The organism is Amycolatopsis sp. NPDC051106 (assembly GCF_040682775.1).
Classification (GTDB): domain Bacteria; phylum Actinomycetota; class Actinomycetes; order Mycobacteriales; family Pseudonocardiaceae; genus Amycolatopsis.
Window position 1 is genome coordinate 279,010 of sequence record NZ_JBFBBQ010000001.1, and the last position, 12,554, is coordinate 291,563.

8 protein-coding genes are annotated in these 12,554 nt (G+C 70.8%); 3 read left to right on the forward strand and 5 right to left on the reverse strand.

The annotated features are described in order from the left end of the window. Positions 1 to 28 precede the first annotated feature (28 nt). Positions 29 to 2,977 (reverse strand): BTAD domain-containing putative transcriptional regulator, encoded by a 2,949-nt coding sequence (locus AB0M83_RS01335; RefSeq protein ID WP_364510640.1) that lies wholly within the window; start codon positions 2,975 to 2,977, stop codon positions 29 to 31. 208 nt (positions 2,978 to 3,185) lie between these two features. Here AB0M83_RS01335 and AB0M83_RS01340 point away from each other — a divergent pair, with 208 nt between their 5' ends. Next, positions 3,186 to 4,085: a TIGR03564 family F420-dependent LLM class oxidoreductase gene (locus AB0M83_RS01340; protein WP_364510643.1), complete on the forward strand. Its 900-nt coding sequence runs from the start codon at positions 3,186 to 3,188 to the stop codon at positions 4,083 to 4,085. Here the strand turns inward: AB0M83_RS01340 and AB0M83_RS01345 are convergent. Beyond that, positions 4,066 to 5,700 (reverse strand): Na+/H+ antiporter, encoded by a 1,635-nt coding sequence (locus tag AB0M83_RS01345; protein WP_364510646.1) that lies wholly within the window; start codon positions 5,698 to 5,700, stop codon positions 4,066 to 4,068. The two genes, AB0M83_RS01340 and AB0M83_RS01345, sit on opposite strands and share 20 nt — an antisense overlap. A gap of 148 nt (positions 5,701 to 5,848) precedes the next feature. Here AB0M83_RS01345 and AB0M83_RS01350 point away from each other — a divergent pair, with 148 nt between their 5' ends. Beyond that, on the forward strand, positions 5,849 to 7,087 hold the full coding sequence (locus tag AB0M83_RS01350; RefSeq protein ID WP_364510649.1) for an aromatic acid/H+ symport family MFS transporter: 1,239 nt from the start codon (positions 5,849 to 5,851) through the stop codon (positions 7,085 to 7,087). Positions 7,088 to 7,173: 86 nt separating this feature from the next. Here AB0M83_RS01350 and AB0M83_RS01355 read toward each other — a convergent pair whose 3' ends face one another. The 3 genes from AB0M83_RS01355 to AB0M83_RS01365 form a co-directional block, all read right to left on the reverse strand. Beyond that, positions 7,174 to 8,715: an amino acid permease gene (locus AB0M83_RS01355; RefSeq protein ID WP_364510651.1), complete on the reverse strand. Its 1,542-nt coding sequence runs from the start codon at positions 8,713 to 8,715 to the stop codon at positions 7,174 to 7,176. A 70-nt stretch (positions 8,716 to 8,785) separates the two neighbouring features. Continuing rightward, positions 8,786 to 9,724 (reverse strand): serine hydrolase domain-containing protein, encoded by a 939-nt coding sequence (locus tag AB0M83_RS01360; RefSeq protein ID WP_364510653.1) that lies wholly within the window; start codon positions 9,722 to 9,724, stop codon positions 8,786 to 8,788. A 40-nt stretch (positions 9,725 to 9,764) separates the two neighbouring features. Beyond that, a complete protein-coding gene (locus tag AB0M83_RS01365) occupies positions 9,765 to 10,916 on the reverse strand; it encodes a glycerophosphodiester phosphodiesterase (RefSeq protein WP_364510656.1) in 1,152 nt (383 codons plus the stop codon). Between the two features lie 310 nt (positions 10,917 to 11,226). Between AB0M83_RS01365 and purD the strand changes: the two genes are divergently transcribed. Continuing rightward, entirely contained in the window at positions 11,227 to 12,501 is a 1,275-nt protein-coding gene (gene purD, locus AB0M83_RS01370) for a phosphoribosylamine--glycine ligase (protein ID WP_364510659.1), read from the forward strand. Positions 12,502 to 12,554 lie beyond the last annotated feature (53 nt).

A 12,554-nucleotide genomic window follows, 5' to 3' on the forward strand; every position in this document is an offset into this window, starting at 1 on the left:
GCGCTTGCGACACCGGGCGATCCGGGGATCATGGCCGCCGAGGTCCGCTCATCGATTCGGCGAAAGGCTCGGCGGCGGCTTCGGCCAGCCCGTGGTAACCGTGGGTCTTCGCGAGGTGCAGGGCTGAATCGAGGTAGTGGTCACCCTGCGTCCGCGATCCGGCGGCGCGGTGGATGCGGCCGACCCTGATCAGTGCTTCGCATTCGTCGAACCGGGTGCCGGTCCGGCGGGTGAGGTGGAGCGCGTGGTGACCGCTGACCAGCGCGCGCTGGTGGTGACCGCCGGCCAGGAGGCTCACCGCGAGTGCGGCGTGCCCCGCGATTTCGGCGCCGGGCACGCCGGTGCCGCGCGCGAACTCGAGCGCTGTTCCGGCGAGGCGAACGGCTCGCGCGGGATCGCCGGTACCCGCGTGGATGATGCTGAGCACCGCGAGTGCGTACGCCTCGGTGCACCGATCGCCGGATCTTCGCGCTTGCTTCGCGGCCTCTTCCGCGACGGGCAGCGCGGCGTCGTAGTCGCCTCCTCTCGCGTGAACGCGGGCGAGTAGGACGAGATCGTGCGGACTGTGCGATTCAGCGGCCCGCTCGGCGTGGGCAGTCGCCGCCTCGGCCAGCCGGCCGCGATATTCGTGGAGGACGCCGAGACTTTGCCGGCGGAGCCCGCTACCCAGCGGATCGAGAGCGGCCGCCTCCGCGAAGAGAGCGTCGGCCCGGTCGAGATCACCGGTGTCCAGGTGGACGGTGGCCAGGTTTCCCAGCACGCCGGTCACTCCGCGCCGGACCTGCACCGTGCGGTAGAGCGCCAGCGCGGCTTGGAAATGCGCGATGGCGGATGGGAATTCGTAGCGGAGTGCGTGAGTGGCCGCGAGGTTGTTGTGCGCGGCCGCCCGCACGTCCGGCAGAGCGAGGGCTTCGGCGGAGTCGAGGCCGATCTGTGCGAGTTCCGGTGCCTCCGCGAGCCAGTTGGTCATGCAGTGCCCGCGCAGGGCGTCGACGAGCTGCCAGGTCAGCTGGTGGTGCCGGCAGGCGTGAGCGTGGCGGATCGCGGCCACGAGGTTGGGGACTTCGTCGGTCAGCCAAGCCAGGGCCTCTTCCGCGCTGGCGAACGCGCTCCGCTGCGGCTCGGTCCCCGGCAGGCGCAGGACGAAGGGGTAAAGGATGTCGGCGGCCGCGGCGGTGCGGGCCAGGTAGTGGTCGAGCAGCGCGTGTGTCGCCGTGTCGCGTTCGTCCTCGAGGCAGTCGATGTGCGCGCGTTCGGTGGCGTAGCGGCGAAGCAGGTCGTGGAGCCGGTAGCGCCCCGGAGCGTGCTCCTGGACGAGGTGCGCCAAGGCCAGCCGCTCGAGGTGCCGGGCCGCCGTCGAAGCCGGGGCGTCGATCAGGGCGGCGGCCGCGGGTACGGTCGTGTCGCGGCCGGGCACCAGGCCGAGCAACCGGAAGGTGCGGCGGGTCGCGGCGTCGAGCGCTTCATACGAGAGGTCGTAAGCGGCGCGGAGAACGCTGGTTTCGCCGTCTGTCGTCAGACTGTCCAGCACACCGTGGTCGCGCAGGTCGGTGAGGTGATCGAGAACCCCGCGGCCGATCCGGTGCCGGATCTGGGCGCCGGTGATGCGCAGGGCGAGGGGCAGCCGCGCACACGTTTCGGCCAGCTCGGCGGTGGCGGCCGGTTCCCGGGCCGCGCGCTCGGGGCCGATCGCGGCCCCGAGGACGGTCACCGCGTCGCCCGGGCCGAGGACATCCAGCGTGAGGCGGTGTGCGCCGTCGAGGGCGACCAGCCCGTCGAGCCGGTTGCGACTGGTCGTCACGACCATGCACCGCGGCGCGGCGGGCAGCAACGGGCGGACGTGCTCGGCATCGACGGCGTCGTCGAGAACGCAGAGCACGGCCTTGGCCGCCAGCACGGACCGGAACAGTGCGGCGGCTTCGTCGAGGTCGTCCGGGATCTCCCGCGCCGGGACACCCAGGGCCCGCAGGAACCGCCCGAGGACCAGGCTGGGGCGGGCGGAGCGGTGGAGGTCGGCGTAGAGCTGCCCGTCGGGAAAACGGTCGCGGACGCGGTGCGCCCACTGGATCGCCAGATCCGACTTGCCGACCCCCGCCGTCCCGACGATGACGGCGAGCCGGGAACCATCGCCCGCGGGCAGAAGGCGGTCGAGAGCCAGCAGTTCGGCGTGGCGTCCGTGGAACCCGGCCGCGGCGCGGGGAAGCTGCGCGGGACTCACGGACGAGGTGACGGGAACGGCTTGCCGCAGCACGGCCAGCTGGGCCGCACGCAAGTCGGAGCCTGGTTCGGCACCCAGCTCGGCGGCCAGCCGGCTGCGGATCGTGTCGTAGGCGCCGAGGGCTGCCGCCTGTTGTCCCCCGCCGGCCAGTGCGAGCATCAGCAGTGCCCACAGCCGTTCGCGGAGCGGGTAGTCGGCGACCAGCCGGTGTAGCTCGCAGGCCACGTCCGAGCACGCACCCAGGTCGAGACGCGCGCGACAGTGGTGTTCGACGACGGTGAGCCGGGCTTCGGTCAGCCGATGGGCCTCGCCGTCGGTCGCCGCGGTCGCCGGAAGGTTGGCCAGCGGCCGTCCTCGCCACAACGCCAAGGCGCGGCCCAGCGTCTCCGCGGCGACCTTGCCGTCTCCGGCGAGGAGCGCCCGCCGACCTGCCGCGGCGAGGCGTTCGAATCGCTCGAGATCGATCTCGTCCGGCCGGACTTCGATCAGATAGCCCCCGGCCCGGGCATGGATCCGCCCCACGCCGTCCTCCAGCTCGGCAAGCTGCCGGCGCAGCTGGGCGACGTGGGTTCGCAGGTTCGCCATCGCCGAGGGCGGCGCCGCCTCACCCCAGATCACCTCCACCAGCCGGGCCGGCGAGACCACCACGTTGGGCGTCAGCAGGAGCGCGGCGAGAAGAGCCCGTTGCCGCTGCGAGGACAACCGCAGGTGCGCGGTTCCCGACCGGACCTCGACCGGGCCGAGGAGCAGGAACTCCACGGCATCCCTCCCGGTGATCGTGGGGTGACCAGTCGATGTTCCCCGGATGTGCCGATCCTGTACAGCCACCTTGCCACCGTGGACCCACTGGGGGTCCGAGCCGGTGCGCACGGAGGGGCGAGGGGGTCCACCGTGCGCACCGGCTCGGTTGTCGTTCTCAAGTCCTGGGAAGCCGGAAATCGGTGGCGCCGCTCGCTAGCTTGAGTTCATGACCATCGGAGTCACGCTCCCCGCCGGCGACACCGATTCCTCGCCGAACCTCGTCGACGAGCTGATCGACCAGACTCGTCAAGCCGCCGCTGCCGGCCTGAAGTCCGTCTGGTTCTCGCAGCTTCCGCTCAGTCAGGACGCCGTCACCGTCGCCGCGCTCGCCGGGCGGGAAGTGCCGGGAATCGAGGTCGGGACCTCCGTCGTGCCGACCTATCCGCGCCATCCGCTGCTCGTCGCGAGCGCCGCGCAGACCGCGCAAGCCGCCACCGGCGGGCGGTTCACGCTCGGGATCGGGCTGGGCTCCAAGGGCTTCCTCGGTCCCGTCTACGGCGTCGACTACCCGCCGCCGATCCGGCACCTGCGCGAGTACCTGACCATCCTCCGAAGCGCTTTCGCAGGCGAAACCGTCGACTTCGAGGGCGAGACCGTGACCGCGAAAGCACCCGGTCCGTCCACTGTGGGCGGAGACGTGCCGATCATCGTCGCCGCCATGGGGCCGCAGGCGCTCAAAGTCACCGCCGAGCTCGCCGACGGCACCCTGCCGTTCCTCGCCGGGCCGAGAGCGCTTTCCGAGCTGATCGTGCCGGTCATGGCCGGGAAGCGGATCATCGCCGCCGTCCCGGCCGTCGTCACCGACGAGCCCGATGAAGTGCGGAAGAAAGCCGTCGAGCAGATGTCCTTCTACGGCCAAATTCCGTCGTACCGCAGGATCCTCGACGCGGAGGGCGTCGGCCACGCCGCCGACCTCGCGATCATCGGCGACGAGAAGACCGTCCTCGACGGGCTCCAGCGTTACTACGACGCCGGCGCCACCGACGTCCTCGTCTCGCAGACCGGCATCCGGTCGAGCGAAGAACGGCGGCGGACCTGGGAGGTCGTCAGCTCATTCGGTTCGTGAGGGTCGCCGTCACCGACATCTCCTCCAGGTCCAGCTCCCGCAGCACCCGCCGCAGGACCTCGTCGTCGAGCCGGCCCGCGCGGTTCTCCTCGATCATCGCCTTGCGCTGGGTGATCAGGAGTTCGCGCCGGGCCTTCGCGAACTGGGCTTGCGGGCTGCCGGACCGGTCTTCGCCGGACAACGTGATCGCGGCCTTGGCGAAGCGGTAACGCGTGTCGATCAACCGCTGCAGCCGCTCCTTGAGCCGGTCGACCTTCTCCTGCGGCAGGTCCAGCGAAGCCAGCCGCTCGCGGCCGATCTCGCGCAGCCGTTCCTGCGCCGCCTTCCTCGCGACCTCGCGGGCGGCGAGCTCCTCGGCTTCGTCCCGCGACGCCTCCGCCGGGTCCTCCACCTTCAGCGCGCGGATCAGCGGCGGCAGCGTCAGCCCCTGGATGAGCACCGTCCCGATCGCCACGGTGAACGCGAACAGCTGGATCTCCTCGCGCCCCGGGGTTTCCGCCGGGACGCCGGCCGCGGCGGCGAGCGTCACCACGCCGCGCATGCCGGTCCACGACACCACCGCCAGCGTCCGCCACGACGGCGTCGCGCGGTCGCGGCCGAACAGCCGCACCGTCTGCGGCAGGTACGCGGAGAGGAACACCGCCGGGACGCGCACGAACATCGTCACCGCGAGCACGGCCACCGCGACCAGCGCGAGCGTCCCGTTGTCGCGGGCCGCGTGCTGCGCGCCTTCGAGCACGAACGGCAGCTGCAGCCCCATCAACGCGAACACCAGCGCTTCAAGCAGGACGTCGATCGACGCCCAGACCGATCTGTCCTGCATGCGCGTCGCGGGGGACGCGTACAGCGCGCGATGCCCGAGCAGCAGGCCCGCCGCGACGACGGCGAGCACGCCGGAGCCGCTGAAGTCCTCGCTGAAGGGGTGCAGGTGCTCGGCGGTGACGTACGCGGCGAACGGCACGATGATCCCGAACGCCGACTCCATCAGCGGATCGTCGAGCTGGCGCCGGATCAGCACGACGAGCGCGCCGATCGCCAGGCCGACCGCGATGCCCAGCACCGTCGCGACGCCGAACACGGCGAACCCGTGCCCGGCCGAGCCGGCAGTGCCCGCGACGGCGGCGAGCGCGACCTTGTAGAGCGTCAGCGCGGCGGCGTCGTTGACCAGGCTTTCCCCGGTCAGCACGGTCATCACCCGCCGCGGCAGGCCGAGCTTGCGCCCGATCGCCACCGCCGTGACGGCGTCCGGCGGCGCCACGACCGCGCCGAGCACCAGCGCGGAGGCGAACGGCACGTCCGGCAGCAGCAGGTGCACCACCAGCGCGACGACCACGGCCGTGACCGCGACCAGCACCACGCCCAGCGCGACGATCGGCCGCAGGCTGTTCTTGAAGTGCGTCAACGAGCTTTCGAGCGACGTCGAGTAGAGCAACGGCGGCAGCACGACCGTGAGCACCAGCTCCGGCTCCAGTTCGAACCGCGGCACGCCGGGGATCAGCGCGACCCCGAGCGCGACGACCACGACCAGCAGCGGCGCGGACAGGTTGTAGCGCCGGGCGAGCGCGGTCAGGGCCAGCGAACCCGCGAGCACGCCCATCAGCGTCAGGATCTCCACCAGCGAGATCTTCCCGCAGGTAGAGGCCTTACGCTCGGCTTCCGCTCAATGGAAGTGAGCTGGATTACGTCCGGTTCGTCGTGCTTAGGTGTGCGCACTACGCACACCTGTGCGGATCATGTGCACCGACGCACAACGGAGGTTCCCGATGTCCCCTGGCGCTCGCTCCTGGGTCGTGCCCCTGGCCTGGACCGCCGTCCTGCTCGACGGGTTCGACTTGGTCGTGCTCGGCTCCGTACTGCCCGTGCTGCTGCGTGACCACGTCTGGGGCCTGACGCCCGGCACCGCGTCGGTCGTCTCGACCGTGGGCCTGGCCGGGATGATGCTGGGCGGGCTGGCGATCGGCACCATCACCGACGTCATCGGCCGCCGGAAGTCGCTGATCATCTCCGTGACGTTGTTCTCGCTGTGCACGCTGTTGTGCGCCTTCGCGCCGTCCACGTTCGTCTTCGGCCTGCTGCGGTTCGTCGCCGGGCTCGGCCTCGGCGGCTGCCTGCCGACGGCCATCACGCTGGTCACGGAGTACGCGCGCCACGGCAAGTCGGGCAGCGCGACCACGACCGTCATGACCGGCTACCACGTCGGCGCGGTGCTGACGGCGCTGCTGGGCATCGTGCTGATCTCGCCCCTGGGCTGGCGCGCGATGTTCGTCGCCGGGGCGGTCCCGGCCGTCGTGCTGATCCCGCTGATGCTGAAGTTCCTGCCGGAGTCCGAGACGTTCCAGCAGGTCCGCGAGACCGAGCGCTCGGCCGGGCACGCGGTCGCCGGCCTGTTCCGCGGCGGGCTGCTGCGCGCGACGATCGCGTTCTGGGTGACGTCGTTCATGGGCTTGCTGCTGGTGTACGGCCTGAACACGTGGCTGCCGGAGATCATGCGCCAGGCCGGCTACCCGCTCGGCGCGGCGCTGAGCCTGCTGCTGACGCTGAACGTCGGCGGCATCGCCGGGTTGCTCGTCGCGGGGCGGGTCGCCGACCGCGTCGGCATCCGCCCGTCGGCCATCGCCTGGTTCTGCGCGGGCGCGGTGTTCCTCGCGCTGCTGAGCGTGAAGCTGCCCGCCGTCGGGCTGTACGCGGCGGTGTTCCTGACCGGCTGCTTCGTGTTCAGCGCGCAGGTGCTGGTGTACGCCTACATCGGCCGGATCTACCCGGGCGCGATCCGCGCGACCGGCCTCGGCTGGTCCGCCGGCATCGGCCGGATCGGCGCGATCTCCGGCCCGCTCCTCGGCGGCGCCCTGCTGACGGCCGGAATCGCGTACCCGTGGGGCTTCTACGCGTTCGCGGGCGTCGGTGCCTTGGGCGCGGCGGCGGTCACGGTCGTCCGCCCGGGCCGCGACTCCCCGCCGGCCGAAACCCCGGCCACCGCGCCCGCTCGGGAAGCCACCGCCTGACTCGTGGCCGCCAAATGCTCTGAAGGCCACCATGAGGGGCATCTAGTTCCCTCATGGTGGCCTTCAGAGGCTTACGGCGTCGAGCGTCAGCCGAGTTCCTTCAGTTCCTTTTCCACCGCGGCGAGCTCCGCCTCCGAACCCTGGACCTTCGGGCCCTTGAACCACTTCCGGGCCGAGACCACCCACCACAGCCCCGCGCCGCCGAGCACGACCAGGAACGCGATCGGCGTGTAGTTGAACGAATCCGCCGTCACCGGCGAAACCTGCGGCAGCATGAACAGGAAGAAGATCAGCACGACCCACACGGTCGCGATGATGCCCACCGGCTTGCCCCAGCGGCCGAGGTGCCACGGCCCGCGTTCGAACTTGTCGCCGAGGCGGACGCGCAGGAACACCGGGATCACGTACGCCACGTACAGCCCGACGACGGCGATCGACGTCACCGCCGCGTAGGCCGTCGCGCTCCACAGGTACGGCAGCGCCAGGATCAACGCGCCGCCCGCGCCCAGCCAGACGGCGTTGGTCGGGGTCTGGGTCCGCTTGTTGATCTTGTGCCAGAACTTCGACCCCGGGATCGCGCCGTCGCGGGCGAACGCGTAGATCATCCGCGAGTTCGCCGTCACCGAAGCCATGCCGCAGAACAGCTGGGCGCCGATGCAGATCAGCAGCAGGAACTTGCCGGTGACCGCGCCGGTGGCGTCGATGAAGATCTGCGCGGGCGGGACGCCGGTGGTGGAACCGACCGCGCCGTCGTAGTCCTGGATCGCGAACGTCAGGCCGATCAGCAGGATCCAGCCCGCGACGAGCGAGACGACGATCGACATGACGATGCCGCGCGGACCCGCCGTCGCCGCGCTCTTCGTCTCCTCGGTCATGTGCGCCGAAGCGTCGTAACCGGTCAGCGTGTACTGAGCGAGGAGCAACCCGAGCAGGAAGACGTAGAACGCCGATCCCCAGCCCGTTTGGTTGACGAAGCCGCCGAAGACGAACGACGCGTCCTGGTGCTTGGCCGGCGCGAACACCAGTACGCCGACGATCACGAGCACGCCGATGAGGTGCCACCACACGCTGACGTTGTTGAGGATCGCCACGATCCGGACGCCGAAGGTGTTCAGCAGGCCGTGCACCACGAGGATGATCGCGAGCAGCAGGATCGTGTGCCCGGGTGTGGCGGTGAAGCCCCACTGCAGGTCGAGGAACGCGTTGAGGAACAGCGCCGCGCCGAAGTCGATGCCCGCGGTGACGGCGATCTGCCCGATGAGGTTGAACCAGCCGGTGAACCACGACCACGCGGGGCCGTTCTTCCGCGCCAGCCGCGCCGCCCAGTAGTACAGCCCGCCTGCGGTCGGGTAGCTGGAACAGACCTCGGCCATGCCCAGGCCGACCAGGATGACGAACACCCCGACGAGCGGCCAGCCCCAGATCATCGCGGCGGGCCCGCCGGTCTTCATGCCGAAGCCGTAGAGCGTCAGGCAGCCGGAGAGGATCGAGATGATCGTGAACGAGACGGCGAAGTTGGAGAACGCCGACATCGTGCGTTTGAGTTCCTGCGCGTAGCCGAGCTGATGGAGGCGCGCGCTGTCTTCGTCGGCGTGCTCGGGAGTGGTCTGCTGGTCGGAAACGTCCATCGGGCACCTCTTGAAAGGTATGCGGCCAGACCATTGAATTCGCCGAAGGTAGCCCTGGTCCCGAGGGGTGTCAAGCCTTCGTCAAGAACTCGTCCAGCTGCCGCAGCAGGGGCCCGCCACCTCGGTGGTTGTTGGAGATCAGGGTCGCGGTGAGCCCGGTCGACGGCTCGTGCGTGCTCCAGAACGTGACGCCGTGGTCGCCACCTACCAGGCGCACCAAGCCGGGCCGGGGCAGCCAGAAGCCGAGCCCGTAGCCGTCCGCGTGCGGGCGCAGCATCCGGTCCACCCACTCGCGCGGCACCAACCGGCCGTCGAGCAGGGCGGGCCAGAACTTCCGGAAGTCCGGTGCGGTGCTGTAGATCCCGCCGTCGCCGAAGCCGACGACCGGCAGGCTGAACACGTTGGTGCGGCCGTCTTCCAGGTAGCCGGTGGCGGTGCAGGCGGGCAGGGCGTCCGAGCGGAGGAACGCCGTGTCGGTCATGCCCGCGGGCTCCGTCACGCGGGTCCGGACGAGCTCGGCGAAAGGTATGCCCGCGATCCGTTCGGCAATCAGGCCGAGGACCGCGAACGCGCCGTTGTGGTAGTGGAACCGCTCGCCGGGCGGGAACTGCTGCGGAAAGCCGTCGAGCGCGGCGAGGTAGTCGGCCGAAGTGACGAGCCACGGCGGGTTCTCGGGCGGGTTGTCGTCGTCGCAGTAGTCGCCGATGCCGGACGTGTGCGTCAGCAGGTGCTCGACGGTCACGCGGTCGTCGATCAGCGGCAGGTCGCCGCCGAGGACGTCACGCGCTCTCGTCGACAGTGCGATGCGCCCCTCGGCGACCAGGCCGATGATGACGAGCGCGGTCAGGCCCTTGGTGCCGCTGGCGATCGCGAACCGCGTGTCGACGGTGTTCGCGACGTCGTAGCCGATGTGGGCGTAGCCGTGCGCCTCGGCGACGAGCGTCTCCTCGCCGCGGGTCACCAGGACCACGCCGGAGAACCCGTCGAATGCCGTGAAGGGCACCTTCATGGACACAGCGTCCGCGAAGGTGCCCTTCACGGCAAAGGGATTACCGGCCCAGGAACGCGTGCAGCGACTCGAGGGCGGTGTCCGGCTGGTCGGCGAAGAAGCCGTCGACACCTGCTTTGAGGAACGCGGCTTCCTCGGTGAAGACGTCACCGTAGGCGTCCGGCTCGGCCGAGGAGCGCAGGTTCGCCGGCAGGAACGGGTTCTCGTTCCGGAACGTGTACGGCTGCACCTTCAGGCCGGCCTGGTGCGCGTCGGCGACGAGCGCGGTCGGCTTGGTCAGGTTTCCGGCCGGGTCCAGCGGGATGATCTGCGCCTTGTCCGGCCCGAGGTACTTCGCGTACTTCGCGACGTCCTTGAGCCCCTTGGCCGAGACGATGTCCGCGTACGTCCGCTTGTCGCCGTTCGCGACGAAGTCCGCCGGAGCGCCGGTCGCCGACGTCAGCTGCAGCAGCGGCGTCCGGACCTGCTTGTGCAGCGCGATCAGGTTCGACACCTCGAACGACTGGATGATCGCCGGCGCGTCCGGCCGGTCGAGGCCGTTGCGCTTGAGGATCGACACCAGCTTCGGCTCGGTCGGGTTGCCGATCGAGGAGAAGAACGTCGAGTGCTTGACCTCGGGGTAGGTGCCGAGCGTCCGGTGCAGCTCCTTGCCGAGCCGCTTGGTCAGGTCGAGCACCTCCTGGAAGGTGGCGATCTGGTAGCGGCCGTTGTACAGCGTGTTGTGCGGCCGGTTCGCCGGGATCCGCTCGACCGCGCGCAGCGTCTTCAGCTCGGCCAGCGTGAAGTCCTGGGTGAACCAGCCGGTCGTGCTGACGCCGTCGAGCACGACGGTCTTCTTGCGGTCCGCGAACTCGGGGTGCTTCGCGACGTCGGTGGCCCCGCCGATCTCCGGCTCGTGCCGCGCGACGAGCTGGCCGTCCTTCGTCGGCACGAGGTCGACGTCGACCCAGCTCACGCCCATCCGGTAGGCGAGCTCGTACGAGGCGAGGGTGTGCTCCGGCCGGTACCCGGGCGCACCGCGGTGTCCGATGATCACGGGGTCATCGTGGCCCCGGCCGTGCGCGGCCGCATCGGCGGACCCCGCGCTTTCGGACGGCACTGTGGACGCGCTCGCCGACCCGACGGCCAGTCCGGTGACGCTCAGCAACGCCAGTCCGGCGAGTGCCAGCACGCCGACACGTTTGCGCTTCATCTCGTGACCTCTTCTCACACAGGGTGTGACCTGACTACTCGCGCAACCCTCACCGCCGCAAGCATCCGACGGACGTATCCAGGCGAACACCTCGGTAAACGGCGCGTGGACTCCTCTTCTCCCCGGAGCTCCGGCGGCGGGCCCGGACGCAGTGAATGACTCATTCCTGGCGTCCGGCGCGGTGAATGAGTCATTCACGGCGTCCGGAGGCGGCCCGAGCGCGGCACCGGCGACCGACCCCGGCCGGGCCCGGGGACGGCCGGGGACGGCGAAATGTCCGTCGCCAACCTCGCCGGATACGCTGTGCGGCGTGCGCGTACTGGTAATCGGCTCCGGCGCCCGTGAGCATGCACTCGTCCTCGCGGCGTCCGGCGACCCCACGGTCACCGCCCTGGCCTGCGCGCCCGGCAACGCCGGGACAGCCGCCATGGCCGAGCAGCTCGGCGTCGAGGCGGCCGACCCGGAAGCGGTCGCCACGCTCGCGAAGAACTGGCAGGCCGACCTGGTGGTGGTCGGGCCCGAGGTCCCGCTCGTCGCCGGTGTCGCCGACGCCGTCCGCAAGGCGGGCATCGCCTGCTTCGGCCCCTCGGCCGCGGCGGCCCGCATCGAAGGCTCGAAGGCCTTCGCGAAGGACGTCATGGCCGCGGCGAACGTGCCGACCGCGCGCAGCGAGGTGGTCGACAACCCGGCCCGCCTCGACGCCGCGCTCGCCCGCTTCGGCCCGACCTGGGTGGTCAAGGACGACGGCCTCGCCGCCGGCAAGGGTGTCGTCGTCACGACCGACTACGACGTCGCGCGCAAGCACGCGATCATGCTGCTCGACGGCGGCCACCCGGTCCTGCTGGAGTCCTTTTTGGACGGTCCGGAGGCGTCGCTGTTCTGCTTCGTCGACGGCCACACCGTCGTGCCGCTGCTGCCCGCACAGGACTTCAAGCGCGTCGGCGACGACGACGCCGGCCCGAACACCGGCGGCATGGGCGCGTACGCCCCGCTGCCGTGGGCGCCCGAAAACCTGGTCGACGACCTGGTCGAGCGAGTCGTCCAGCCGGTCGCCGACGAGCTCGTCAAGCGCGGGGCGCCGTTCTCCGGCCTGCTCTACGCCGGGCTCGCGCTGACGTCGGAAGGCCCGCAGGTCATCGAGTTCAACTGCCGCTTCGGCGACCCCGAGACGCAGGTCGTGCTGGCCCTGCTTCGCACCCCGATCGCCGGGCTGATGCACGCCACCGCCACCGGCAAGCTCGCCGAGCACCCGCCGCTGGAGTGGGCCGGCGGCGCGGCGGTCACCGTGGTGATCGCCGCCGACGGCTACCCCGGCAAGCCGCGCACCGGCGACGTCATCGCCGGTGCCGAGCTGGAAGGCGTGCTGCACGCGGGCACCCGCCGCCGCGACGACGGCGCCGTGGTCTCCGCCGGCGGCCGCGTGCTGTCGGTGGTCGGCACCGGCAAGACGCTCAAGTCGGCCCGCAAGCACGCGTACGAGATCGTCGAGAAGGTCCACCTCGCGGGCTCGCACCACCGCACGGACATCGCGCTCAAGGCGGCGAACGGCGAGGTCGGCGCTCCGACGGTCAAGCAGCGCGCCTGATTTCCGACGGAGCGGGAACCGGCGGGGGATGATGTTCGTCCAAACTCAGCCTG